Annotated in this window: 23 protein-coding genes; 6 read left to right on the top strand and 17 right to left on the bottom strand. The window is 63.4% G+C overall.

Going from position 1 to position 23,839, the window contains the following annotated elements; genetic code table 11:
- Position 1 precedes the first annotated feature (1 nt).
- Complete coding sequence (locus ACVOLS_RS10155) at positions 2-805, top strand: class I SAM-dependent methyltransferase (RefSeq protein WP_481545521.1); 804 nt, start codon at positions 2-4, stop codon at positions 803-805.
- A 463-nt stretch (positions 806-1,268) separates the two neighbouring features.
- On the opposite strand, the gene ACVOLS_RS10160 is transcribed toward ACVOLS_RS10155, so the two are convergent.
- The 17 genes from ACVOLS_RS10160 to ACVOLS_RS10240 form a co-directional block, all read right to left on the bottom strand.
- Complete coding sequence (locus ACVOLS_RS10160; protein ID WP_481545522.1) at positions 1,269-2,189, bottom strand: nucleotidyl transferase AbiEii/AbiGii toxin family protein; 921 nt, start codon at positions 2,187-2,189, stop codon at positions 1,269-1,271.
- Entirely contained in the window at positions 2,186-2,923 is a 738-nt protein-coding gene (locus tag ACVOLS_RS10165) for a type IV toxin-antitoxin system AbiEi family antitoxin (protein WP_099605280.1), read from the bottom strand. The genes ACVOLS_RS10160 and ACVOLS_RS10165 overlap by 4 nt, the downstream gene beginning before the upstream one ends.
- 94 nt (positions 2,924-3,017) lie before the next feature.
- Positions 3,018-3,278 (bottom strand): DUF2274 domain-containing protein, encoded by a 261-nt coding sequence (locus ACVOLS_RS10170; protein ID WP_099605281.1) that lies wholly within the window; start codon positions 3,276-3,278, stop codon positions 3,018-3,020.
- Positions 3,275-4,540, bottom strand: a complete 1,266-nt coding sequence (locus tag ACVOLS_RS10175; protein ID WP_099605282.1) for a TraB/TrbI/VirB10 family type IV secretion system protein — start codon at positions 4,538-4,540, stop codon at positions 3,275-3,277. Before ACVOLS_RS10175 ends, ACVOLS_RS10170 begins: the two co-directional genes overlap by 4 nt.
- 2 nt (positions 4,541-4,542) lie before the next feature.
- Positions 4,543-5,535, bottom strand: a complete 993-nt coding sequence (gene trbG / locus ACVOLS_RS10180) for a P-type conjugative transfer protein TrbG (RefSeq protein WP_099605283.1) — start codon at positions 5,533-5,535, stop codon at positions 4,543-4,545.
- Positions 5,532-6,236, bottom strand: a complete 705-nt coding sequence (trbF, locus tag ACVOLS_RS10185; protein WP_099605284.1) for a conjugal transfer protein TrbF — start codon at positions 6,234-6,236, stop codon at positions 5,532-5,534. Before trbF ends, trbG begins: the two co-directional genes overlap by 4 nt.
- A 24-nt stretch (positions 6,237-6,260) precedes the next feature.
- Positions 6,261-7,616, bottom strand: coding sequence for a P-type conjugative transfer protein TrbL (gene trbL / locus ACVOLS_RS10190; RefSeq protein WP_099605285.1), 1,356 nt, complete (start codon positions 7,614-7,616; stop codon positions 6,261-6,263).
- Positions 7,613-7,891: a hypothetical protein gene (locus ACVOLS_RS10195; protein ID WP_425519128.1), complete on the bottom strand. Its 279-nt coding sequence runs from the start codon at positions 7,889-7,891 to the stop codon at positions 7,613-7,615. Before ACVOLS_RS10195 ends, trbL begins: the two co-directional genes overlap by 4 nt.
- Before the next feature lie 42 nt (positions 7,892-7,933).
- Complete coding sequence (gene trbJ, locus ACVOLS_RS10200; RefSeq protein WP_099605287.1) at positions 7,934-8,689, bottom strand: P-type conjugative transfer protein TrbJ; 756 nt, start codon at positions 8,687-8,689, stop codon at positions 7,934-7,936.
- The gene (trbE, locus tag ACVOLS_RS10205; protein WP_099605288.1) at positions 8,686-11,145 is read right to left on the bottom strand and encodes a conjugal transfer protein TrbE; all 2,460 of its coding nucleotides are present in this window, start codon (positions 11,143-11,145) and stop codon (positions 8,686-8,688) included. Before trbE ends, trbJ begins: the two co-directional genes overlap by 4 nt.
- A gap of 9 nt (positions 11,146-11,154) precedes the next feature.
- Positions 11,155-11,427, bottom strand: coding sequence for a VirB3 family type IV secretion system protein (locus ACVOLS_RS10210; protein ID WP_150359734.1), 273 nt, complete (start codon positions 11,425-11,427; stop codon positions 11,155-11,157).
- Positions 11,424-11,807 (bottom strand): TrbC/VirB2 family type IV secretion system protein, encoded by a 384-nt coding sequence (locus ACVOLS_RS10215; protein WP_099605290.1) that lies wholly within the window; start codon positions 11,805-11,807, stop codon positions 11,424-11,426. The genes ACVOLS_RS10210 and ACVOLS_RS10215 overlap by 4 nt, the downstream gene beginning before the upstream one ends.
- Positions 11,804-12,814, bottom strand: a complete 1,011-nt coding sequence (trbB, locus tag ACVOLS_RS10220; RefSeq protein WP_425519159.1) for a P-type conjugative transfer ATPase TrbB — start codon at positions 12,812-12,814, stop codon at positions 11,804-11,806. The genes ACVOLS_RS10215 and trbB overlap by 4 nt, the downstream gene beginning before the upstream one ends.
- Positions 12,815-12,882: 68 nt before the next feature.
- Positions 12,883-13,347: a ribbon-helix-helix protein, CopG family gene (locus ACVOLS_RS10225; protein ID WP_099605292.1), complete on the bottom strand. Its 465-nt coding sequence runs from the start codon at positions 13,345-13,347 to the stop codon at positions 12,883-12,885.
- Complete coding sequence (locus tag ACVOLS_RS10230) at positions 13,344-15,353, bottom strand: conjugal transfer protein TraG (protein WP_099605293.1); 2,010 nt, start codon at positions 15,351-15,353, stop codon at positions 13,344-13,346. Before ACVOLS_RS10230 ends, ACVOLS_RS10225 begins: the two co-directional genes overlap by 4 nt.
- A 236-nt stretch (positions 15,354-15,589) precedes the next feature.
- The gene (locus tag ACVOLS_RS10235) at positions 15,590-15,868 is read right to left on the bottom strand and encodes an EexN family lipoprotein (protein ID WP_099605294.1); all 279 of its coding nucleotides are present in this window, start codon (positions 15,866-15,868) and stop codon (positions 15,590-15,592) included.
- Positions 15,865-16,809: a LysR family transcriptional regulator gene (locus ACVOLS_RS10240; protein ID WP_150360007.1), complete on the bottom strand. Its 945-nt coding sequence runs from the start codon at positions 16,807-16,809 to the stop codon at positions 15,865-15,867. Before ACVOLS_RS10240 ends, ACVOLS_RS10235 begins: the two co-directional genes overlap by 4 nt.
- Positions 16,810-16,962: 153 nt before the next feature.
- Here ACVOLS_RS10240 and ACVOLS_RS10245 point away from each other — a divergent pair, with 153 nt between their 5' ends.
- The 5 genes from ACVOLS_RS10245 to ACVOLS_RS10265 are packed head-to-tail and all read left to right on the top strand — an operon-like array spanning position 16,963 to position 23,834.
- Complete coding sequence (locus ACVOLS_RS10245; protein WP_099605296.1) at positions 16,963-17,217, top strand: helix-turn-helix domain-containing protein; 255 nt, start codon at positions 16,963-16,965, stop codon at positions 17,215-17,217.
- A complete protein-coding gene (locus ACVOLS_RS10250; protein WP_481545523.1) occupies positions 17,217-19,964 on the top strand; it encodes a DUF499 domain-containing protein in 2,748 nt (915 codons plus the stop codon). Before ACVOLS_RS10245 ends, ACVOLS_RS10250 begins: the two co-directional genes overlap by 1 nt.
- Positions 19,964-20,983: a hypothetical protein gene (locus tag ACVOLS_RS10255; RefSeq protein WP_481545524.1), complete on the top strand. Its 1,020-nt coding sequence runs from the start codon at positions 19,964-19,966 to the stop codon at positions 20,981-20,983. Before ACVOLS_RS10250 ends, ACVOLS_RS10255 begins: the two co-directional genes overlap by 1 nt.
- A 6-nt stretch (positions 20,984-20,989) precedes the next feature.
- On the top strand, positions 20,990-22,066 hold the full coding sequence (locus ACVOLS_RS10260; RefSeq protein WP_481545525.1) for an SIR2 family protein: 1,077 nt from the start codon (positions 20,990-20,992) through the stop codon (positions 22,064-22,066).
- A gap of 7 nt (positions 22,067-22,073) precedes the next feature.
- Positions 22,074-23,834, top strand: coding sequence for an ATP-binding protein (locus tag ACVOLS_RS10265; protein ID WP_481545526.1), 1,761 nt, complete (start codon positions 22,074-22,076; stop codon positions 23,832-23,834).
- The last annotated feature ends 5 nt before the right edge of the window (positions 23,835-23,839 follow it).

Below are 23,839 nucleotides of genomic sequence, written 5' to 3' on the forward strand. Positions count from 1 at the left end.
TATGACGACCAATGAAATCCGCTTTCGCGACGGCGCTGCCTACGAGCGCTACATGGGAGTGTGGAGCCAGCTTGCCGGCGAGGTATTCCTCGATTGGCTGGCTCCTGCACCGCGTCAGCTATGGCTGGACGTCGGCTGCGGCAACGGTGCCTTCACCGGGATGGTGATCGGGCGCTGCGCGCCCAGCTCGATGCATGGCGTAGATCCATCCCAGCAACAACTTGCCTATGCACGTGCGCAGCCAACGCTGCAGGCGGCAGTGTTTGAGCAAGGCGATGCTATGGCCTTGCCCCACCCGGATGCTGCCTTCGATGTCGCGGTGATGCCGCTGGTGATTTTCTTTGTCCCCGAGCCCGCTCGCGGCGTCGCTGAAATGGCGCGCGTGGTGCGCCCGGGTGGGACCGTCGCCGCATACGCCTGGGATATGCTAGGTGGCGGATTCCCCTATGAGATGTTGCTGGCCGAGATGCGTGGGCTTGGCCATGCAGTCCCTTCGCCGCCCAGCCCTGAGGCCTCACGGATCGAGGTATTGCAGGAGTTGTGGAGCGACGCTGGTTTGGAGGCGATTGAAACCCGGGAAATCGTGGTCTCCCGCACCTTTGTCGATTTCGAAGACTTCTGGTCCACCGCGCTCGGCGCGCCAAGCGTCGGCTCGACGCTCGCGACAATGGCCGCTGAGGAGCGTGTGTTGCTCAAGGCTCGGATCAGCGCACGTTTACCGGTAAACGCCGAAGGGCAAATAACATGTCGCGCACGTGCCAATGCAGTGAAAGGTTGCAGGCCGAATCAGGCTCGCCCTGAGTAAAGCGAATACCCGTACTACATGTAATGCAGCGCATCTCAGCGAAACAACTGAAGCACCGACCCGGCGCTTGTCTGTGGGAGCGGCGTAAGCCGCGAAGCTGACCTTGCTCGATCCGTGCCCGAGCACTCCGCCAGCTGATGGTGTGCGTGCTTCGCGGCTTACGCCGCTCCCACAAAACAAAAAATCCGATGCCAGCGCTCTGGCATCGGATTCCGGTTACTCAAATGATCTGGTGAACAGCATTGCGCGCCAAGCGAGCTTTTGGCTTGTTACCGCCAGTTGCTACCGCGTCATGCCAGCCGCCCAATCACTCCCACTCGATCATCAACAGCTCACGCAAGTCCGCGTGGTTAAAGGGATTTGCTTTGATCGACATAGGCCGTTACCGTCGCTTTTACCGTCAGAAAAACAGGTCCTTTGCTGGCGCGGGTTTACGCGGCATCGGCTCATCATCAATCAGCGCTTAGGATACCGCAGCAAGTCGCGTGGCGAGCAAGTCGGCCTGCTCGGCAAACTTCTTCGCATCGGTCTTCTGCAACTGCGCCAGGTTGTGCAGCTTCCAGCGGATGCCCGGCAGTTGTTCGAGGTGTGCGATGTCCAGCAATGACCACTCCGGCGTGCCAGCGGCCAGCGACAGCAGGAAGCGCCGCTCGTCGTCGTCCAAACCCTGCTGGATTTCGCGCACCATGCGTTCTCGCGCGTCGAGCAGCGCATCAAGCGGCACCGGCTCGGTCGTCATGCCTTGGAAGTTGTGCTCGTAGTCGTGCCGGATGTCCCGCAGCGTCGTGAACAGCACTTCGTGGATCGGCCGATTGCTGCTGGCCAGGTAGACCACGAAGGCGCGCCGGATGCCGGGCGTGATGCCCTCGTGCGCAAAGAGCTGCATCACGTCGAACAGATCACGCGGATGCTGCCGATCCAGCGCCGCCACCAGCTTGCCGCCGTACACGTCTTCCAGCGACACCACCGGAATCTCCAGATCGGCCATCAGCACATCGCAGGCCATCGGCGTCAGCGAGGCGCGGTGCACCGGCTGCACCGTGCCACGCATGACGAAGTTGACTTCGACCTTGACCTGAATCGAGCCACGACGCACCAGCAACTTCGTCTCCCCTGCTGCTGCCGCCGGCGCGTGTGTCTGGAACCCTCGCTTCTTCAACCGTTCGGCAGCTTGCCGGACGGCCTCGCTGATGCGCGCCAGCGCCTCATCACGCGGCAACGTGTGATCGGGAAAGACCAGATCGAGATCTACCGACAGGCGCGGCATGTCACGCACAAACAGGTTGATCGCCGTACCGCCCTTCAGGGCAAAGGTATCGTCAACAAACACCAGCGGTGCCACCTGCGTCAGCAGGCGCGCGGTATCGAGATAGGTCTGGTTCATGGCTTGAGCACCAGCAGGCCATCGGCCGAGCGGGACACCCAGGGCCGGTCGCTGCCTGTCGGCAGCGTGGACGGGTCGAGCTTGGCCACCCAAGGCAGCGACGCCTCACGGCCGAGTTGCAAGCACAGCCGCACGGTCTTGACGTTCGTGCAACGCTGCAACAGCTCGCGCAGCACATTGGCGCGCAGGCTATAGGCGCTCTCCACCAGTTCGCGGGCTTCCTGTAAGGGCTGGCGCACGCCAACCTCACTCAACAGTTCCAGCAAGGCGCGCTCCGGCGCGGACACCTGCGGCGCCCCGCTGCGCTTCTCGAACGGGCCAACGTGCAACAAGGCGGCCGGCTGCTCGTCGAACAGCCGTTTGCGGTGGTATTCAGCTGGGAATCGTTCCGTGAACCATTCCGGCAAGCGTGCGGCCTTCCAGCCATACAGATGCAGCACCGGCTGCTGCGCTACGTACTGCCGCACACCGTACCAGTCCAGCGCCGACTTGCCGCCGACGTGCAGCCCCTCGAACTGGCGCTGCAACAGCAGCAGGCTGGGATGAAGCGCCGGGGGATCGTTGGGGCGGCAGAACACCCCCCGCGCCAGGCGCGTGAGCCACCCTGCCCGGACGTAGTGAACAGCCAGGTCAGCAGAGATGCCCAACGCCGCCAAGTCCAGCGAGGTCAGCGGCGTTCCCGGTGCCAACCGGGTGTAGAGCACATTTAATCTGCTTGAATTAGTCGTAGCCACACTACGATATATATATCTTTTCCAAGAAAACGTCAATTTGATGTGGAACCACCAATCGTAGGCTGGATACGACAATGGAATCTAATCCACACAATCACCCTTTCGGCATAGCCGTGCGGGAAGAAGGTCGGGTGTCATCTCCCCTGCCCCGCCGGAATCCTCGATCCCCAGCGATAAACGCCTCCAGCATGTGCGGGATCAGCGTCATGGCATCGACCGTCTCGCCATACGCCTGCGCGTGCAGCGTGGCGTAGCGGTCAAGGTCGGCTTTCAAGCTGACCGGGCACGCAAAGGTCAGCTTGATGCTCTCGGTCTTGGGCAGCGGCCCGAGCCGCAGGTTCTTGGTTGTGCTCATTGCATCGCCCCCCGTTGGAAGAACATCGGCTGGTAAGGCCGCAACACCAAATCGCGGTTGACGATGATGCGCACCGGCAGGCCCGGCCGCGTGGTCAGCGTCGGCTGGATATTCATGTTGCGCCGGGTGATCTCTTGGCCGACCTGATTGATGCTGTCCTGCGCGCTGTCGCGCCCGGCAATCACGATGCGGTTGCCGTCCTGCCGGTTCTCCGGCGCGGCCAGTTCGGCGCCCACGCCCAGCAGCGTCGTCAACACCGCGCCCGCAACGATGCGATTCCAGTGCCAGTTCACGTCATCCTCCAGGCCGGCGTAGCCGGCCGGATCGGTGCCCACTAGGTTGTCGAGCGTCAGCGAAGACGTGTCGGGCAAGATGATCCGGTTCCACACTACTTGCACGCGGCTCTGCCCGTAGCTGACCTGGCTGTTGTAGCGCCCAAGGATGCGCGCCCCCTGCGGAATCAGCAGGAACTTGCCCGTGGCTGTGTCAAAGACCGGCTCTGTCACCGTGGCGATCACGTCGCCCGGCAAGTCCGACTTGATGCCTGTCACCAGCGCGCCCGCGATCACGGTTCCAGCCATCACCTGATAGGGCGACGCCGGCAGCGCCAGATTGCCGGAATTGCGGGTTTCCGTAGAACCGGCTTTCAGGAACGCCTCTTTCTGGTCTTGCCGGTTCTGCACGGCGGTCGGGTCGGCGGGCTGGGCCGCCGTCGAGGCAGGCCCGGCAGCGAGAGGATCGAAGGCCGCGAGCGTGCTTGCAGCACCCGGCGCTGCCTGCGCGACCGTGGCGGCGGTCTGACCTTGGCCGCCCGAGCGGAAGAACACCGACGAGGCCGCCGCCGCGTCCGCCTCCTTGCGCAAGGCATCCTCGGGATCATGGCCTGGCGGCGCATAGGCCGGCGTCACCGGCTGCTGCGAAGCGACGATGGCAGGGCCAAGGTCGCCTGGTAACGGCGGCCCTAATTCCGGCACTTTTGGCGGTAGCTTCGAGTAGTCCGAAGGCAGGCCATCCAACCCTTCGGACTTCGACACACGATCGACGTTGTAAAGCTCGGTCTGTTCATTGGCCCCGCGCCGCTGCGGTTGCAATGACCAGATCGTGGCCCCGAGCACGGCGACCGACAGGCCGCCAACGAGGATGGCCAGCACGCGCCGGTTCAGGCGCATGACGGGGCGTGGCTGGGCGCGCAGCGGCACCGCCTCGGGCGCAACCTTGCCCGCCTGCGGCGTGGCGAGGTCGGTAGTGTCGTCTTGGCTCATGGTCAATTCCTCCGCGCAACGCCGTCCGTGCGCTCGATCCGTACCACGTCGCCCTTGTCACCACCCAGGCGCAGTTCGGCCGCGCCGAACAGCCGATCCACGATGTAGTACGGCGAGCGGAAGCGGTAGTTCACCAGTTGCCCATCACCTTGTGGCCCAATGACGAACAGCGGCGGCAGCTCGCCTTGCGCGATACCAGGCGGGAACTGGATATAGACCTTCTCGCCGTCATCGAAAGCGCGCAGTGGCTTCCACGGCGGATTGCTGCCCGAGACGGTGTAGCGGAAACGGATCTTCTCCAGCGACAGCCCGCTATCGACCGGCGCGGCGGCACTGGCCGCCTGCGCCTGGCGCTGCAAGGCCAGCATCTTGTCCTTCGGGTACTCCCAGGACACCGACGCCATCCACGTCTTCTCGGTCGAGGTCAACTCGATCAGGTAGGTGCGTCGGCTGGTCGTGATGACCAGATTGGTCTTCAACCCCGAGCGAATCGGCTTGACCATTACGTTCACGCGCAACGCATCACCGCTGCCGCTCGATGTGTCGCCCACGATCCAACGCACGGTATCGCCGGCGGCGACCGTCACCAGCTCCTCACCCGGCTGGAGCGCGATTACGGTCACGCGACCCACGGCCGCATAGACCTGATACAGCGCACCATCGGTATAGGGCCACACCTGAATCGCATTGACGTAGCCCTCGCGCGTGGGCGCGATGCGTGCCTCGGCGTTGGCCCGAGACACGCGCACGGTCTCGTCCGCCGGCTCCGGCGCGGGCTTGGCAGCCTCGGACTCGGGCAATGGCTTCAACTGCGCTGGCATCGGCAGCACCTCGGGCACGGCCACCATCTCCACCGGCTTGGGCGGCTCCGGCAGCGGCTGGGCCTGCACGGGCTCATCGAGCGAGATGGTCGGCGGCGGCTTGCCCTGTGTGGCGCAGCCCGCCAGGGCCGCAAGCGCCAGCACGGAAACATAAATACGGAAAGACGATTTCATGGTTTGGCTCCTTCGGAAGAATCCAGTTCACGCGCCCAGGACAGGCCGTTGACGTAGATGCCCAAGGGGTTCTTGCGCAGGCGCTGCTCGGTGCGCGGGGTCTGCTGCACGATGGAAATCACGGCGTTCCAGCGTTCAGTCCCTGCGGCAGCGCCGTTGACGAAGCGCTGCTCCGTCCAGCGCACGTTGAAAGACGTGTCGCTGGCGCGAGTCACGCTGGTGATCTGCACCGTCACCGACTCCTTGCCGATGCGTGCGAACGGGTCGCTCACGCGCGCGTAGTCGTTGAGGACGGCCGCGCCTTTGTCGGTCGTGTAGTCGTAGGCATCGAGCCAGTTCTGGCGGACAACGATGGGGTCGATTGACAACGAGCGCACCAGACCGATGAAGCGGCCCAGGTGGTACGCAGTCTGTGCATCGCTGGGCCGGTACGGCGTGGCGGCTTCGCCGACCGCGCGCACCTGGCCGGCGTTGTCCACCTCCACGACGTAGGGTGTCACGATGGACTGCGCCGAACGCCACACCAGGCCGCCGGCCATCAACAGCGCGAGCGTCAGGCAGCCGAAGGCCATCAGCCGCCAGTTCTTCGCCTGCACGCGCGGCGAGCCGATGCGGTCGTCCCACACCTGGCCGGCAGCTTGGTACGGCGTGGCAGGCTGCGGCGTGTCGGCATAGCGCACCTGCGGTTTCTTGAATCGCATGGTCAGTTCTCCTTATGAATCGCTTCAGTCGTCGGAGCCGCGCAGGCTCGGCCCTTGGCCAGAGCCGCCGCCATCGCCACCGCGCAGCGCGTGGGCGGTGGTGGTCGCGGCATGGGTGATTTGTTGGCGGCGGTGCAGCCGCTTGGCCCAGGCAGGTTGTTCCGGTGCCTGGGCCGCAGTGGCACTTGCCGGGGCGGGGCCACCTGACGCTCCCGCATCCCCATTCCAGCCTGCGCGGAAGGGAGCGGCCATGCGTTGCCCGGCAGCGGAGGCTCGGGACGCAGCGCCTCGCCCAGCTGCCTGCGCACCCGTCTTGACGACGCTGCCCAGTCCCGCCATTGCGCCTTTCGCACCACCTCCTGCGGCGGCGGAGCCGGCCTGGAATGCCGACTTCGTACTGCCAGCCGCCGATGTGGCCGCACGCGCACCAGCGCCGGCCAGCTTGGCGGCTGCCGGTGCCATGCGCGCGCCAGCCGCCACCGCACCACCGACGCCGGTTGCTGCAGCACCGATAACGACGGCCGTGCCGGCTGCACCGACAGCGGCACCCGCCATCGCACCCGCGCCGAGCTGCGGCGCACCGGACACGAGGCCTGTGGCGATGCCAGGGCCGAAGATGCCCAGCGCCAGCAGCGTGAGTGAGGCCAGCATGATGACCAGCGCGTGGTCGATGGACGGCTCGGCGGGATGAACCTGAAACTGAGAGAACAGGCCCGATCCAATGCCCACGATCACGGCCAACACCAGCACCTTGACGCCGGAGGCCACCACGTTGCCCAAGACCTTTTCGGCCAGGAACGAGGTCTTGTTCCAAAGCGCGAACGGCACCAGCACGAAGCCCGCGAGCGTGGTCAGCTTGAACTCAATCAGCGTGATGAAAAGCTGGATCGCCAGCACGAAAAAACACAGCACCACGATCAGCCACGCGAGGAACATCACCACGATGGGGTCAAGGTTCACGAACACTTCGGGGAACCCGGCCATGTCGCCGATCTGCTTCAGGATCGGCGCACCCGCGTCAATGCCCATCTTCGCTAGGCGGCCCGGCTGCAAGAAGTTCTCCATCGTGATGGCCGAACCGGTGGCGGTGATACCCAAACCCGCAAAGGAGCGGAACACGATGCTGGCCAGCCAGTTGAAGTTATTGAGAATGTAGGCGAAGGCACCGACGTAGAGCACCTTGCGCAGCAGCTTGGCGATCACGTCCTCGCCCTGGCCAGTGGCGTGGCTCATGGCCCAATACAGTCCGGCGATCGTCATGTCGATGACGATCAGCGTGGCCGTGAGGAACGCCACTTCGCCCCGCAGCAGCCCGAAACCCGAGTCGATGTAGGTGGCGAAGGTGTTGAGGAACTGGTCGATGATGGTCACGTCATTCATGGCGTGCCCTCTGGTTCATCGAAGCTGGGCGGGATCGGCGGCAGGTCCGCCAGCGTCCGGTATTCGTCCGGCCCGGACTGGCCGGCGAAGAAGCGCCGCCGGAATACCTCAGCTGCGGCGCGGCAAGCGTCCTCGCCCGTGGTCGGCATAACCTGTTGTGGATGGGCCGCGCATTGCGCGCGCAATGCCTTGAGCCGCACGGGATCGGCGGACAAGGCATCCGCAAGGTTGTCGGTCGGCTGCTCGCCGCACGCAGCCAGCAGCACGACAAGCATCACAACAGACGGGGCGAGGACACATCGCATGGCGACCTCCCGTCAGTCGCGGTAGAAGTTGATGGACTGCGGTGTGTACGGCGTGCCTTCACCGAGGAAGCGTCGTCGCACCTCGCGGGCACGCTCCGTGGCCGCCGCTTGTCGCGCCAGCTCCAGCGAGGCGGCCCGGTCTTGCGTGATCTGGAGCCGCTGTGACTGGATCGACTGCTTGGCCTGCAAGGCCAGCAACTGGTTCATGGCCTGCATGGCTTGCAGCGCACCCTCGGCCGACTGGCTCTTGCCCACCAAGTCGGCCAGCACGCTTTCGTCATCGCTCAGGTTCTGCGACGCCTGGGCCTGCATCTGCATGGTGGTTTGCAGGCCGTTGAGCGTGTTCTTCCAACGCTCCTGCGCATCGAGGTACATCTGATTGCCGCTCACCGTGGCGGCGTATTTCTCGGGGTACAGGCGTGCGAACTCCCGGTCGATGCTCGTCACGTCGTAGGCCAAGCCCTTGGCCTGCGCGATGAGGCGCTGGGTGGTCGCCAGGTTGGCGCGCAACTGGCCCACCACGCTGGACGGCAGGCTGGCCAGGTTGCGCGCCTGGTTGATGAGCATCTGCGCTTCGTTCTGGAGCTGGCGGATCTGGTTGTTGATCTGCTCCAGCGTGCGAACGGCCGTGAGCGTGTTCTGAATCAGATTGGTCGGGTCGAGCACGATGTCGCCGACGCCGAACAAGGCATGGGCGGGCTGCGCGATACCGAAGGCGAGCACGCAGGCAGCGGTCAGCGCGGCGAGTTTCGAGGCATGGGTTTTCATGGCAGGTTCTCCTGGGGGTGGTCAGCGGTACGGAGGGAACCCGGCGCAAGGCCGGGGAACGAGGGCAGCAGGTCAGCCGCCCAATTGAGGCCGCGATGGCGCAGCCACGCGCCCGCGAAGCTGGGCGTGCCAGCGTCGGCGAGCACCGCGTCCATGTCGCGCTGGTCCTGCGGCGTGGACGCGCCCGCAAACGCCAGCGCCGCCAGCCCCAGGTCGAGGTCGAACAGGCGGTTGCCGAGCCGGGATTGGTAGTAGTAGTCGCGCTTGGGCTGCGCGGTGGCGACGATATCGATCTGCCGCCTGTTGAGGCCGAAGCCTTCGTAGATCGTGCGAATCTGCGGCTCGGTCGCCTGCGGGTTCGGCAGGAAGATGCGGCTGGCGCAGCTTTCGATGATCGCGGGCGCGATGCTCGAATCCTTGATGTCCGCCAACGACTGCGTGGCGAAGATCACCGAGACGTTCTTCTTGCGCAGCGTCTTGAGCCACTGGCGGATGCGTGCCGCAAACACCGGGTCATCGAGAAACAGCCACGCTTCATCGAGGATCAGCAGCGTAGGCGCACCATCAAAGCGTTCGTCGAAGCGCGCAAAGAGGTAATGCAGCACGGCCATGACGGCGGCCTTGCTGTGCATCAGTTCTTCCATCTCGAAGCATTGCACGTCGGCCATGCCCAGCCGGTCATGGTCGGCATCCAGCAGCTTGCCGTGCGCGCCACCCAGCACATACGGCGCGAGCGCCTGTCGCAGTGCATTCGATTGCAGCAGCACCGACAGGCCTGTCATCGTGCGCTGCTCCACCGGCGCACCGGCCAGGCTTCCCAGCGCCGACCAGATAGCCGTTTTCTCGTCGGGGCCGACGGTCACGCCTTCGTGCAGCAAGCGGCCTTCGATCCATTCGGCGGCCCAAGTGCGGTAGCCCTCGCGGTCGATGCGGGCGAGCGGCTGGAAGGCGATTTCGCCATCCGTGCCCAGGTCGTAGTGCTCGCCGCCCAGCCCGAGGATGGTGGCCCGCATCGAGCGGCCCATATCGAACGCGAAGATGCGCGAGCCGGGATAGCGGCGGAACTGCATCGCCAGCGTGGCGAGCAGCACCGACTTGCCCATGCCCGTGGGACCAGCCACCAGCGTGTGGCCCACGTCGCCAATGTGCGTCACCAGCCGGAACGGAGTGGCGCCATCGGTGCGCGTGACGATCAGCGGCGGGCCGTCGAGGTGGTCGTTCTTCTCCGGCCCGGCCCACACGGCAGACACCGGCATCATGTGCGCCAGGTTCAGCGTCGAGACGATGGGCTGGCGGACATTCGCATAGGCGTTGCCGGGGATAGACGACAACCACGCATCCACGGCGTTGAGCGTTTCGGGGATGGTGACGAAGCCGCGTCCCTGGATGACCCGCTCCACCATGCGCAGCTTCTCGTCGGCTGCGCCGGCGTCCTCGTCCATGACGGTGACGGTCGCCGTCAGGTAGCCGAAGGCGACTTGATCGCTGCCCAACTCCTGCAAGGCCGCGTCCGCGTCGGCAGCCTTGTTGTTGGCGTCGGTATCGACCAGCGGTGATTCCTGCTGGAAGATCGTTTCGCGCAGCAGCGCGATGACGTTCTTTCTTTTCGCAAACCACTGACGGCGCAGGCGCCCCAGCTCCCGTTCCGCCTCGGATTTGTCCAGGCACAGAAAGCGCGTACTCCAGCGGTATGCAAATCCCAGGCGGTTGAGGTCGTCCAGAATTCCCGGCCAGGTCGAGGTCGGGAAGCCGCGCACCGATGCCACGCGCAGGTGCTGGTCGCCCAGCATGGGCGCCAGGCCACCAACCAGTGCAGAATCGGTCAGCAGCGCGTCGATATGGAACGGCACTTCGGGTACCGCCAGCGAATAGCGCCGCGTCGAGACGGTCGAATGGAGGTAGGTCAGCGTCTGGCTGTCATCGAGCCAGGTGATTTCCGGCATCACGCCATCGAGCAGGTCGAAGACGCGATCCGTCTCCGCGCTGAAGGCTTGCAGCCGCTCGCGCCAGTCCACGCCATTCGTCGGCGTGTTCTCGTAGAGCATCTTGGCTGCGCGGGCGCGCGACTCCTCCGGCGGCAGATACACCAGCGTCAGGTGATAACCGCTCTCGAAGTGGTGGCCCGATTCCTCAAAGGCGGCCCGGCGCTCTTCCTCCACCATCCACGAAAGCGGCTCGGGGAACTCCGAGCGCGGGTAATCGGCGGCGGGACGGCGCTCGGCTTCGATGAAAAGTGCCCAGCCCGATCCCATGCGGCGCAGCGCGTTGTTCAACCGCGCCGACGTGGCGACCAGCTCGCCTTGTGTCGCGCTGTCCAGATCAGGCCCGCGAAAGCGTGCCGTGCGCTGGAATGAGCCATCCTTGTTCAGCACGACGCCCGGCGCGACCAGTCCGGCCCACGGAAGCCAGTCGGCGAGCAGCGCGGGCCGCTGGCGGTATTCGACGAGGTTCAGCATGGCATCACCTCACACGTCCAGCAGCGATCGGTGCTTGATGTGCCGCGCGAACACGGCCATGAACTGCGGATCGACGCGCGCGCCCCACACCGCCAGCGAATGGCCAACGATCCAGAGCACCACGCCGGGAATCCACAGTTGCAGGCCCAGCCCGACAGCAGCGGCCAGCGTGCCGTTGGCGATCGCCACGGTGCGCGGCGCGCCGCCCAGCAGAAGCGGCTCGGTCAGCGAGCGATGCAGCGGCACCTCGAAGCCGTCTGCGAAGGTGTCTGGGGCGCTCATACGACAGCCCCGCCAGAGAAGCTGAAGAAACTCAGGAAGAAGCTCGAAGCCGCGAACGCGATGGACAGGCCGAACACGATCTGGATCAGCTTGCGGAAGCCGCCCGACGTGTCGCCGAAGGCAAGCGCGAGGCCGGTGGCGATGATGATGATGACCGCAACGATGCGCGCCACCGGCCCTTGAATCGACTCCAGGATCGACTGCAAGGGGCCTTCCCACGGCATCGAGGAACCGGCGGCCTGTGCGGTTCCAGCCAGGAGCAGCAGCAGCGCGGCCAGCAGCAGCCCTTGCCCCGCAGGGCGAGCAAGGCTGCGCAGTCGCGCAAGGCGCAAAGCCGGATTCGGAAAAAAACGGAAAGCAGGAACGATCATCTGCGTCATGGCAGTTCTCCAAGTGAGTCAGGGGATGGGGAGGTCGCCGCAGCGGGTGCGGCATCGGAAAGTGGCGACAGCTCGGAAAGCGGCGTTTTCAGCGCGTCCGCCCCCCAATCCACCAGCCGGTAGCCCATACCGTCAAAGCCGACGACACGGGCGATGCTCTCGATGCGGCGCTTGCGCCCGCGTCCGGCGATATGGATCACCACGTTGACCGCCTCGGCGATCAACGCACGGGGCGGGTTCACCGCCACTTCGAGGATCAGTTGCTCCAGGCGCAGCAGTGCCCCGAGCGCGGAGCCCGCGTGGATCGTGGCGATACCACCGGGGTGGCCCGTGCCCCACACCTTGATGAGATCCAGCGCCTCGGGGCCACGCACCTCGCCAACGACGACACGATCCGGGCGCAGGCGCATTGACGAACGCACCAGCTCGGTCATCGACACGACGCCATGCCGCGTGCGTAGCGGAACGTGGTCGCGCGCCGCGCATTGCAGCTCCACCGTGTCTTCGAGCACCAGCACACGGTCGCCGGTGGCGGCGACCTCGGCGAGCAAAGCATTGGCGAGCGTGGTCTTGCCGCTGCTGGTGGCGCCGGCGATCAGCACGTTCTGCCGCTCGCGCACGGCGCGAACGAGAAAGCCCGCCTGTGCGCTGGTCATCATCCCGTCGATGACGTACCGCTCCAGCGGGATCACGCCGATGGCGCGCTTGCGCAGCGCGAAGGCCGGCCCCGGCGCGGCCGGTGGCAGGATGCCCTCGAAGCGTTCGCCCGTTTCGGGCAGCTCGGCGGACAGTAGCGGCTGGCCGCGATGGACTTCCGCGCCGACGTGGGCGGCCACCAGGCGGATGATTCGCTCACCGTCCGCCTCGGACATCTCCACGCCCATAGGCGCTCGGCCCGACGACAGGCGATCCACCCAAAGGGTGTGATCCGGGTTGAGCATGACCTCCACCACGTCCGGGTCTTCGAGCGCAGCGGCGATCAACGGCCCCATCGCCGTGCGCAGCATCTGGATGCGCCGGTCGAGCGAGGCCGCTGCGGACGAGCGCGGTTCGGGCGGGAATTGCGGAACGACACTCATGACGCACGCTCCTGTGCTTGCGCAGCCGCCGCCGCGTCCTCCATCCGCATTGGGTCTGGATGCAGTTCCTCCACCACGTCGCGCACCAGGCTGCGCCCACGCAGCAGGTGGCGGCCCAACTGCTCCACGAATTGCTCGAAGCGCGCCTTGCCTTGGGCGCGCGCGGCCTCTTGGTGCGCTTCGGGAACTGGCGTGCTGACGGTCAGGTAGTAGCGAATGAACAGCGCCAGCGTTTCGATGGCGATGTTCTGGTCGCGCTCCATGCGCTCGGCCTGGCGCGAGAGGCGATCCAGCCGCTTGGCAATGGCCGCCTCGCGCTGGTCGGCGGCATCGGGCGACAGCCACGATGCGAGCGCCGCCGCGACGATGGACGACTTGGACACGCCTTTCTTGGCGGCCAGCTCGTCCAGGCGCTTGGCGTGCTCCGACTGGATAAAGAGATTCAGGCGGTATTGGCTCATAGCTCGATTCCGTCGTTTGGGTTCAGCGATGCCAGCCGGGCCGTGCGCTGCATGGCAGGGTCAAGCTGGCGAGGAAGGGGAAGTGGCAGGTCGTCGTCATCGAGCAGTGCGAGGTCGGCTGCGGACGCGGCCAGCTCAGGGTCGTAGGCGACGGTTTCGGAGAGTTCGGGCTGACGGCGCGGGCCGCCGTCGTCGGCGCTGCCCATGTCATCAATGGGAACGGTGACCGGTGCGACTGGCACGGCAGGAATCGCCAGCGCGCTCCAATCGTCCGGGCGCAGCGGGGGCACGTCGGAGTACTGCCCGTCCGCCAGCGCAGGCGGCGGCAGCACGCGGCGGCTGAAATTGGTGTCCGCGTAGTAGCGCAGCTTCTTGGCCTTGATCGGCGGACTGCTGCCCACCATCACCACGGCCTCGTCGGGCGGAAGCTGCATGACCTCGCCTGGCGTCAGCAGCGGGCGCGCGGTTTCCTGACGCGACACCATGAGGTGGCCCAGCCACGGCGCGAGCCGGTGGCCCGCGTAGTTGCGCTGGGCGCGCAGCTCGGTGGCCGTGCCCAGCGTCTCGGAGATCCGTTTGGCGGTGCGCTCGTCGTTCGTGGCGAACGTCACGCGCACATGGCAGTTGTCGAGGATCGAATGGTTCTGGCCGTAGGCTTTGTCGATCTGGTTGAGCGACTGCGCGATGAGGAAACTGCGGATGCCGTAGCCCGCCATGAAGGCCAAGGCGGTCTCGAAGAAGTCCAGGCGCCCCAGCGCCGGAAACTCGTCGAGCATCAGCAGCAGCTTGTGGCGGCGTTCGATGCCGTCGGACCCATCGAGCGATTCGGTCAGCCGCCGGCCGATCTGGTTGAGGATCAGACGGATTAGCGGCTTCGTCCGCGAAATGTCCGAAGGCGGCACCACCAGATACAGCGACACCGGATGCTTGGCCGCGATCAGGTCGGCAATGCGCCAGTCGCAGCGAGACGTGACTTCGGCCACCGTGGGGTCGCGGTACAGGCCGAGGAAGCTCATGGCCGTGGACAGCACGCCGGAACGCTCGTTGTCCGACTTGTTGAGCACCTCGCGCGCAGCCGAAGCGACAACCGGATGCGGCATACCTCCTTGATCCAGGCCCAGGTGCGGCGTGGTCATCATCCGATGCAAGGTCAGCTCGAACGGGCTGGCCGGGTCGGAGAGGAAGTTCGCAACGCCGCGTAGCGTCTTGTCCTCGCCCGCGTAGAGCACATGCAGAATGGCCCCGACCAGCAGCGCGTGGCTGGTCTTTTCCCAATGGTTGCGCTTCTCCAGCGCGCCTTCGGGATCGACCAGGATGTCCGCGATGTTCTGCACGTCGCGCACTTCATGCGCGCCGTGCCGCACCTCCAACAGCGGGTTGTAGGCGGCCGACCTCGCGTCGGTCGGGTTGAACAGCAGGCAATGCGAGAAGCGCGAGCGCCAGCCTGCGGTGATTTGCCAGTTCTCGCCTTTGATGTCGTGGATGACGGCGGATGCGGGCCAGGAAAGCAGCGTCGGCACTACGAGGCCAACGCCTTTGCCGCTTCGCGTGGGCGCGAAGGTCAGGACGTGTTCCGGCCCTTCATGTCGCAGGTACTGGCGGTCGTGCTGGCCGAGGAACACGCCGGCCGGCTGCGTGAGGCCCGCCCTACGAATGTCCTGCGCGTTCGCCCAGCGGGCCGAGCCGTAGGTGGTGACGAGCCGCGCTTGGCGCGAGCGCCAGACCGACATGGCAATGGCAACGCACACGGCGACCATGCCACTGGCGCCGGCAATCGCGCCGCCAGTGTCGAACACCTCCGGTGCATACGCGCCGAAGAAGAACCACCACTCAAACAGCTTCCAAGGGTGGTAGATAGACGTGCCAAGAAAGTCGAACCAGGGCGAGCCAAGGCGTAGCTGATAGCCAAGGGCCGCTGCTGTCCATTGTGTGGCGCCCCACACGCCGGCGATCACGATGCCGAACACTACGGCGATCTGACCGAACAGCACGTTCGTCCCTTGCATGACCTGGCCTCCGATTTCTCCTGCGCTGATTCCTCATGGGAAAAGCGGCACAAGGGCGTGCCGCAGGCGTCAGGATCGGTGCCGGGTCAGTGCCGGTCAAAGACCGTTTCGGGCAGAAAGGTCGAGCAAAAAGACAGAATGCGCGCGATGGCGAACCAAAGAAAAGCGCCGCAAGTGCAGGCGCATTGCGGCGTGTCGAGCAGAAAGATAAAGTCGATGCGACGAACCGCCAACAATCAGAACTTGGGGGATTCCTTCGGTGGTGTGTATGGGGTTTCGCCGTCGCCATAGAACCGCTTGCGCGTGGCCTCGGCTACCCGATTGCACAGCACGTCGCCCAGCTTGGGGCGATCTGTCTTGCATTGCTGGCGCAGTTCCTTGAGCCGGTCGGGGTTGGCCGCCAGTTCTTCCACCGTCGGGATATTCGCTTCCGATGTGTTGGCCTTCTGAGGCGTTTCGGACTGGCCGCAGGCAGTCAGCGCGGCTGCAAGCAAGAATGGGATGATCCTTTTCATGGCGCAGGTTCCTCCAGGGAATCGGAGTAATGGCCCGGCTTGGGCCTTGGGGCTTCCGGTGACTCGATGGCCTGCACGCGCTCAATGAACCGTGCAAGCACATCGAACGGCTGACCTTCAGCGTGCAGCAGGTAGGTCGTCAGCGGCGGCACGCGCAAAGCCAGCGGTCGGGCCACCACGCCCGAGTCGGGGTTGGCCGCAATGCGCGCTGCGCCCGTAAATCCAAGCCCGAGGCCGGCCGATACCAACGCCATCATCAGATCGCACGTAGCGACCCGTTCTGCGACCAACGGCTCCATGTCGGCCCGGCGCAGCACCCGATCGACGAATTTGGCATGGCCTTCGCACACTTTCGGATCACATAGAACCAGCGGATAGCGCAGCAGTTCCTCCAAAGGGATGCGCTTGAATGCAAGCAGCGGATGCCGGGCTGGCACCGTCACTATGAGCGCGTCCCTCCAGACTGGTATGGCGACGATGCCGTCGCCCACTTCGTCGGATTGGGCAAACCCTACGTCGTACAGATCGTCATGCAACCCTTTGATCTGCTGCGACAGCGGCACCTCGAAGAAGCGGATTTCGACCTCGGGTTCTTCTAGGCGACACAACGCCAGCAAGGTCGGCAAGCGCGACGGCGTGATGCCATCCGACAAGGCCACGCGCAACTGCCCATGAAAACCGTTTGCTGCCGCTTTCACGCTTTCACGCGCTTGTTCCAAGGCAGCGAACACACGGCGCACATGCTCCAAGAACAATGTTCCGGCACGGGTCAGCCGTGTACTGCGCGTGGTACGGGCAAACAGCAACACGCCTAGTTCTTCTTCCAGCTCCTTGATGGCGCGCGACAGTGGCGACTGCTCCATATGCAGCCGCTCGGCTGCACGGGCAAAGTGCAGTTCTTCTGCAACAGCGAGGAAACAGCGTAGATGTCGGAGCTCCATTGTTTTACCTCTTGCCAACGCTTCCTGCCCGATCTTCACGCATGCCTTATGACCGGCAGCAATCTTGAAAAATTCGCATGAGATGCGTAATTATCACCCAAACATGAAAATTTTGTACAATCCTGCCATTGTTTGACCTCCAAGGCACCCACGATGCCCACCGACAACAACGAAGGCGAAATCCTCACCATCAGGCAGGTAGCCGACTACCTGAAGGTCACGGAACGGACGATCTACAGGTTGGCCGGGGCCAAGAAAATCCCAGCCTTCAAAGTTGGAGGGACGTGGCGGTTTTCGCGCGCAGACATTGACAACTGGATCAAGCAGCAGTCCTTGGAAGGACTCGACGCTGCGCGCGAGGGTGTCCACACGGCCAATGGCCAAACCAACGATGGAGTGCGTAAGTAATGCTTGGATTGACTCTTCGGGATGAGTTTCGGGGCAAGCGCCTCAAAGGGACGGCCATTGAGCTTTCCAACGACTCGAACACGGGTGCCACCCAGATCGCCGCACAGGCATTCTTGGAGATCACCTATCCCACCCACGATCTGCTGAAGGGCATCGAAGCCGTAGGCCCCAACCAAGGGCGGCCAGTGGTCGTGATCGGCGAGCGCGGCCTGGGTAAGTCGCACTTGATGGCAGCGCTCTACCACGCGGTCAACGATGCCGCATCGACGGGCGCATGGCTCAACTCCTGGTCAAGCACGTTGGGTGATCCCGGCATCGGCAAGATAGCACTGCGCGATGGCATGTTGGTCATTGGCGAGAGCCTGCACCGGCAACGCTACAAGTTCCTGTGGGACTTGCTGTTCGAACGCCACCCTCGCGGCGAATTCATCAAGGGCAAGTGGGAAGGCATGGGAGCGGCCAAGACCGACATCCCCTCAGACAAGCTCATCATCGAGCTGCTTGAGCATCGGCCCGCGATGCTCCTCCTCGACGAATTCCAGACTTGGTACGACGGCCTGACCAATACCAAGCAGTACCCCTGGAAGCAATGGGCGTTCAACTTCATCCAGATCCTGTCGGAGATCGCCAAAGAGCGCCCCGACCTACTCGTGTTGGTGATCTCCGTGCGCAATGGCGGAAGCGATGCTTACCAGCAGGTGCACCGCGTCAACCCGGTGGCCATCGACTTCAAGGCGGGAGGCAATGCCGAGCGTATCCAGCAGGATCGACGGCGGATGCTGTTGCATCGCCTGTTCGACAACCGTCTGCAGATTGCAGACGGCACCATCGAATCGCTGGTTGCGCAACACGTCTCCGAATACTTCCGCCTGCTGGATGTGCCGCCCGCCGAGCAGGATCGCAAGCGCCGTGAATTCACTGAGTCCTGGCCTTACGCACCGCACTTGCTGCGCCTGCTTGAGGAACAGGTGCTGATAGCCACGGATGCGCAAGAAACGCGCGACATGATTCGCATCCTGGCCAACCTCTACAAGAGCCGGGGCGAAGCGGTGCCTGTGCTCACTGCCGCTGATTTCCGGCTGGATGACGATGCCTCGGGCATTGGAGCGCTGCTGGATTCAGTGTCCAACGAACACCACCGCACCCTGCGCGAAAAAGCGCAGCACAACATCATTTCGGTGACCGAGGCGGTGTACGACCACGCCAACCTTGCCCCACACCTGCAAGAAATCCTGAGCGCGCTGTGGCTCCGCTCCATCGCCGTCGGCAATCTTGCCGGGGCCGATCCTGCCACGTTGCAGGTGGACATCACCCGCAGCAAGCCGGTAGATGGCAATGCCTTTCAGGTCGAACTGGCGACCATTGTCGAAAACAGCTTCAACATTCACCAGGATGGTCCACGGTTGGTCTTCCGCGAGGAAGAAAACCCCCGCGCCAAGCTGATGGCCTGCGCGCGCAACGACAAGCTGTTCACCGATGGTTCCGATCAGGTGCAGCTTGCCAAGCAGGTGCGCTACGTCATCGGAGGCAGCGATGAGGTCGCTAAAACCTTCCGCGTGATTGCCCTGCCAAAATCGTGGCAGAACGATCCGTGGACATCGCTCGACGAAGCCGAGCAGCCGGAGCGCTGGGATGACCGGCTGCCCATTCTGGTGCTGCCAGATGAGCCGGAAAAAATGGACCAGACACTGGGCCGCTGGCTCAAGGACCACCTGCAAAAGCGCCGCAACACCATTCGCTTCTTGTTGCCCCGTGCCGGCTCCACCAACGCCTTCCAGGACCGTGACCTCCTCATCCTTGCCCGCGCCGAAATGAAGGCTCAGGAATGGAGTGGGCAGAACCCCGAATACAAGAAACTTCATAAGGAATTTGAAGGCACGCTGCGCGAGAACCTGAAGAAGCGCTTCGATCGGTTTGCCATCCTGCACCGCTATGACCACCAGAACCCGCAGCAATCCCTGTTCAGTGTCGAGCACCTGAAAAAGCAAGGTGCTCAAATCCCCGAGGGCATCGAAGAAACCCTGACCAACGACCTCTTTGTTCCCGAAGATTTCGAAGACCTCGTTCTTGAAGCCGCCTCGGAGAACGCCCCCCTCGGCAAGCTGCTGCGTGAACTGCAAGAGCCTCGCCCTGCGGGTCAGGATTGCATCCCCTGGCTGGGGGAAACCGCGATGAAGGAACGCATCCTGCGCTTGTGTGCGCGCGGCAAGATCGCCATCAACCTGCGTAATCTGGAGCACCTTCAAACCCACGCGGGCGAAGACGAGGAATCTGCGTGGCGGCGCTTGCGCCCCAAGCTCTCCTACACCGGGCGTCAGCTTGATGAAGTGTTCCTGATGGAACCCTCGGCCGTGCCCGCGACCGGCGGCACCACACCACCCGCGCCGCAGCCGCCTGCTGGCGGCAATGGTGGATTGGGCGGCGATATTTTTGGCGGTGGTACCAATCCGGCTCCCGGCGTACAAGAGCCGCAGCCTGGCACTCCACCCACATCAGCCTCTACGTCGGGCGGAATTTTCGGCGGCACAAACAGCACTGCCAAACCACGCGTCCCGCTCTCTAACCCGCCAACCTCGCCACTCAACCTGATCGGCAAGCTCGAAGGCTGGGGCATTGGCCCAGCCACACCGGTGGCCGAAATCTCCATCAAGATATCTGCCGCCACCGGCGCGCAGCTCAAGGAATTGCTCAAAAAGCTGCCCGATGGCATGACTTTCGAGCTGAGCCTTGAGAAGGAGGACAACTGATGGCGTTGGATGCTCAAATCTTGCAGCGCTTGACCCAGGACAGCCCGAAAGAGGCGTGGCGCGTCATTACCGATCGGGTGCTGGAGATTGCCTCGAAACCGCTGGCCGAAGGCAATGCCCCCAGCGAGGTGGTCAAGCGAGACCGCGAAATTGGCGAGCTCGATTTGTTTCTGGCCTCTAGCGGCTGGGATCTGTGGCAGATCTTTGATCAACCCGAAATCAGTGGTGTGGAACGTACCTCAGACCGGCTTGCACGCTGGTGGAACGAACCCGGTTATGGCTATAACGCCGCGCGCGCCGTGCTGATTCTGGATGCCCTCTCGCTGCGCGAACTGCCCTGGCTGCTGCAAGGAGCCAAGGAGCGTGGATTCATCCTGCACGCAGTGGCCGCTACTGCATCCGAGCTGCCCAGCGAGACCAACCCCTTCGCCCGCGCATTGGGGCTGACCAGCCGCAGCCAGCTACAAGCCAACGGCGGCGGTTTGGCCCACAAGCTGCAACCGGCGCAGACCGAAACCATCGACCTGCCGTGGAAGGACTGCGAGGGTTTGGTGGACAACGCATCGGGCGCGAAGAACTGGGTGTTCTGGCATCACTGGCCAGACGCCAAGCTGCACGACTACGGCGCGGGCCAAGGTCTGGAGCTGCTGACCAGAGATGCCGCGCAGCAACTTTCCAGTGACGACTTTTGGAGCTTTATTGAGCGCCTCGCCAATGGGCGGCGCTTGGTCATCACATCCGATCACGGCTACGCCGCCACGGGTTACTTCCCCGATGCCGATGGCGAAGTTGCCTCGCACCTCAAGCAGATTTTTTCAAGCGGTCGCAGCAAGGCAGGCAATGGCGACGCAGGCCCCTTCGTTCCTCCGGTCGCCTTGCAAATCGACAGCCCGCACGGCGCACACCTGCTGGCGCTGGGGCGCAGAAAGTGGCGCAGCCAGGGCGGCTACCCGACTTTGACGCATGGCGGTCTCTCGCTGCTGGAAGTGCTGTCGCCCTTCGTTGAACTATCGAAGTAGGCCGATATGACAGCGGCCGAATTGCCAGAAGATTTTTTCGCAGACATCCAAGGGATTTTTCGCAAAACCCCGGTACTGCTCGTCGGCTCTGGCTTCTCCTGTGGCTATGGCCTGCCCGGTATGGGCGCTTTGGCGGAGCACTTGGCAACCGCTGTGCACGATGCCCTGTCCACCGATGGGGCAAGGAATGCCTGGGCGCAATCAGTTGAAGCGATCAAGACAAATCTGGAGGCTGGCCTGAACGGCATTCCGCTTGGCATGGCGGAGTGGGCAGAGATCGTATCAGCCATACGCGGAGAAACCGCGAAGCTGATTCTTGATAGAGCCATCGCCGCAGAGGCGGAAATTCTTGGTGAAAAGGTTGCCGGTGGCCATGCGCCGTCACGACTCTTGAATCGCTTGTTTAGTGGCTCGCCGCAGAACACGGACAGCATCCATGTCATTACAACCAACTACGACACGTTGTTGGAGTTGTTTTGTGATCTGGCGGAAATTCCCCTGGATACAGGATTCACGGGGTTCCGTCGGCGTAAGCCGCGTCCCCGGCCACTCTTCCAAACGCAGTACAGCCGTGTTCTGGTGGCCGAGAAGCGCCAGCAGCAGGTCGATCACCGCATCTGTAAAACAGTTCGTCTGTACAAGCCTCATGGCTCAATCAGCTGGCTGACGACGGACGAGGGGCCTGTGGAAGCCCTCAACGATGTTTCCATTGCGGAACGAGCCATTGTCGTCCCCGGCCCGTCAAAGTACCAAGACGCACTGGTCAATACGTTGTTCGACGAAATGCGTACCGCGATGAATGCGGTACTCGCCGATGCCCAGGCGCTGTTGTGTATCGGCTTTGGCTTCAACGACGACCATTTGCAAGGCGTCATCAAGCACCGCCTGACCGCAGGCATGCCCGCAATCATTGTCACGCGCGACCCGACACCGAACATTGAAAAACTCCTTGGCGAACACCCCCACGTGATTGCCGTGTTCAAGGACGGTGACGGCGCGGTTTGTCGCTGGAACGGGAATGCGGTGCGGTCACCAGAGCCACTCTGGCAACTTGATGACTTTTTGAAGAAATTTGTGGAGTGAGGCGAGGATGAGCATTTTCAGTTTCACCGACGAGCAGTCATTGGGCGAAGTCCGCAGTGTTGAAACCTCACGGATCACCGTGCGGGTGACGGACGGTCAACGCCTGCAAAAGGCGCGCGTCGGTCGATTGGTCGCCATTCAGTCGATGGGCGATGAATGGCTGATCGGCATCATCGAGCGGGTGTGGCGGCATCCAGTGGAGCTGCCGACGCTGCCCGAAGCTGACCCGTCAGCGGATCTGGCTGCCGTGCCTCAAGAGGAAAACGGCGTGTCGATCAGCCTGGTCGGCACCTATCGCGCCCGGGATGGACAGCGCAAGGACACTTTCACGCGCGCCGTTTTCATCCTGCCGGAAATCAACCGGCCTGTGTTCCCTATCGAGGAGAAATCTCTCGAAGACTTCATGGGCATCTTGAGCGCGTCATCCAAGGCGGACGCGGCTGCACCGCTCAAGGTCGGCACCTATACCCTGGATGGCAAGGCCAGCGCCTACATTGATGGCGACAAGCTTTTCCAGCGCCATGCCGCGCTGCTGGGCAGTACGGGTTCGGGCAAATCCTTCACCGTCGCCTCCATTCTTGAGCAGTCTGCACAACTGCCGCACGCGAATATCGTCGTGTTCGATCTTCACGGCGAATATTCGAGCATGAAGTTCGCCAGCCACTACCGCATCGCAGGCATCGGCGATCTGAAAGCGAAGAAGGACGGTGCCATCTTCCTGCCCTTCTGGCTGCTGAATTACGACGAAATGCAATCACTGTTCGTGGATCGGTCTGAAGAGAGCGCCCCCAATCAGGCCAGTGAACTGATGAAGCAGGTCGTTGAGTTGAAGAAGAAATCCATCGAAGGGCTGGGGAAGCACGATCTGCTCGATGGATTCACAGTGGATACTCCGGTGCCCTATCGGTTGGCCGATCTTATTGAGGCTATCGCAGAAAAAGACAAGGAGATGGTGCAAGGAAGCAAGGGAGAAAAGCAGGGGCCGCTTTTCGGAAAACTGACGCGATTTCTGAACAGGATCAGTGTCAAAACGAAAGACCGTCGCTATGCCTTCATGTATCAGGCTCCAGAAGAATACGAGAGTTACGAAGCGCTGCACCAGCTAGCCGGAAAGCTGCTCGGCACCGGCGTCCAGCAAGATGGCATCAACCCCGGCATCAAGATTGTCGATTTTTCGGAGGTGCCCTCGGACATCCTACCGGTCGTCGTTGGTCTGGTTGCGCGAATCGTCTACCAAATCCAGTTCTGGAGTTCACCTGGGGCGGATGGCGATGCCCGCCATCCTATCGTGCTCGTCTGTGATGAGGCACATCTCTACTTGCCCAGCGGTGCTGCCTCCATTGGCCCAATGGAAAAGCGCGCCCTGGAAAACTTCGAGCGCATCGCCAAAGAGGGTCGCAAGTACGGTGTTGGGCTGATGGTAGTCAGCCAACGACCCTCGGATGTCAGCACGACCATTCTCAGCCAGTGCAGCAACATCATCAGCCTGCGGCTGGCCAACAAGACTGACCAATCGGTGGTCAGGCAGCTTTTGCCAGAAAGTCTGGAGGGGCTCATGGAGGTGTTGCCGACGCTGGATGTGGGCGAGGCTGTGGTGGTTGGCGATGCGACCCTGCTGCCGACCCGCATCAAGATGGCCAAGCCCAAACACGAACCGCGCAGTGCAACGATCCCATTCTGGACGCGCTGGGCCACGCCGAAAGCAGAAGTCGATTTGGTGGCTGCCGTAGAAAACATGCGCAGGCAATCCCGCGCACAAGAAGATTAAGGAAG

This window comes from Stenotrophomonas sp. STEN038 (assembly GCF_056759895.1).

Excerpts from the sequence above, each read along its gene's own strand:
- ACVOLS_RS10155 (WP_481545521.1), top strand. The coding sequence starts at position 2 with ATGACGACCAATGAAATCCGCTTTCGCGACGGCGCTGCCTACGAGCGC.
- ACVOLS_RS10160 (WP_481545522.1), bottom strand. The coding sequence starts at position 2,189 with ATGAACCAGACCTATCTCGATACCGCGCGCCTGCTGACGCAGGTGGCA.
- ACVOLS_RS10170 (WP_099605281.1), bottom strand. The coding sequence starts at position 3,278 with ATGAGCACAACCAAGAACCTGCGGCTCGGGCCGCTGCCCAAGACCGAG.
- ACVOLS_RS10175 (WP_099605282.1), bottom strand. The coding sequence starts at position 4,540 with ATGAGCCAAGACGACACTACCGACCTCGCCACGCCGCAGGCGGGCAAG.
- trbG (WP_099605283.1), bottom strand. The coding sequence starts at position 5,535 with ATGAAATCGTCTTTCCGTATTTATGTTTCCGTGCTGGCGCTTGCGGCC.
- trbF (WP_099605284.1), bottom strand. The coding sequence starts at position 6,236 with ATGCGATTCAAGAAACCGCAGGTGCGCTATGCCGACACGCCGCAGCCT.
- trbL (WP_099605285.1), bottom strand. The coding sequence starts at position 7,616 with ATGAATGACGTGACCATCATCGACCAGTTCCTCAACACCTTCGCCACC.
- ACVOLS_RS10195 (WP_425519128.1), bottom strand. The coding sequence starts at position 7,891 with ATGCTTGTCGTGCTGCTGGCTGCGTGCGGCGAGCAGCCGACCGACAAC.
- trbJ (WP_099605287.1), bottom strand. The coding sequence starts at position 8,689 with ATGAAAACCCATGCCTCGAAACTCGCCGCGCTGACCGCTGCCTGCGTG.
- trbE (WP_099605288.1), bottom strand. The coding sequence starts at position 11,145 with ATGCTGAACCTCGTCGAATACCGCCAGCGGCCCGCGCTGCTCGCCGAC.
- ACVOLS_RS10210 (WP_150359734.1), bottom strand. The coding sequence starts at position 11,427 with ATGAGCGCCCCAGACACCTTCGCAGACGGCTTCGAGGTGCCGCTGCAT.
- ACVOLS_RS10215 (WP_099605290.1), bottom strand. The coding sequence starts at position 11,807 with ATGACGCAGATGATCGTTCCTGCTTTCCGTTTTTTTCCGAATCCGGCT.
- trbB (WP_425519159.1), bottom strand. The coding sequence starts at position 12,814 with ATGCTGCGCACGGCGATGGGGCCGTTGATCGCCGCTGCGCTCGAAGAC.
- ACVOLS_RS10225 (WP_099605292.1), bottom strand. The coding sequence starts at position 13,347 with ATGAGCCAATACCGCCTGAATCTCTTTATCCAGTCGGAGCACGCCAAG.
- ACVOLS_RS10230 (WP_099605293.1), bottom strand. The coding sequence starts at position 15,353 with ATGCAAGGGACGAACGTGCTGTTCGGTCAGATCGCCGTAGTGTTCGGC.
- ACVOLS_RS10235 (WP_099605294.1), bottom strand. The coding sequence starts at position 15,868 with ATGAAAAGGATCATCCCATTCTTGCTTGCAGCCGCGCTGACTGCCTGC.
- ACVOLS_RS10240 (WP_150360007.1), bottom strand. The coding sequence starts at position 16,809 with ATGGAGCTCCGACATCTACGCTGTTTCCTCGCTGTTGCAGAAGAACTG.
- ACVOLS_RS10245 (WP_099605296.1), top strand. The coding sequence starts at position 16,963 with ATGCCCACCGACAACAACGAAGGCGAAATCCTCACCATCAGGCAGGTA.
- ACVOLS_RS10250 (WP_481545523.1), top strand. The coding sequence starts at position 17,217 with ATGCTTGGATTGACTCTTCGGGATGAGTTTCGGGGCAAGCGCCTCAAA.
- ACVOLS_RS10255 (WP_481545524.1), top strand. The coding sequence starts at position 19,964 with ATGGCGTTGGATGCTCAAATCTTGCAGCGCTTGACCCAGGACAGCCCG.
- ACVOLS_RS10260 (WP_481545525.1), top strand. The coding sequence starts at position 20,990 with ATGACAGCGGCCGAATTGCCAGAAGATTTTTTCGCAGACATCCAAGGG.
- ACVOLS_RS10265 (WP_481545526.1), top strand. The coding sequence starts at position 22,074 with ATGAGCATTTTCAGTTTCACCGACGAGCAGTCATTGGGCGAAGTCCGC.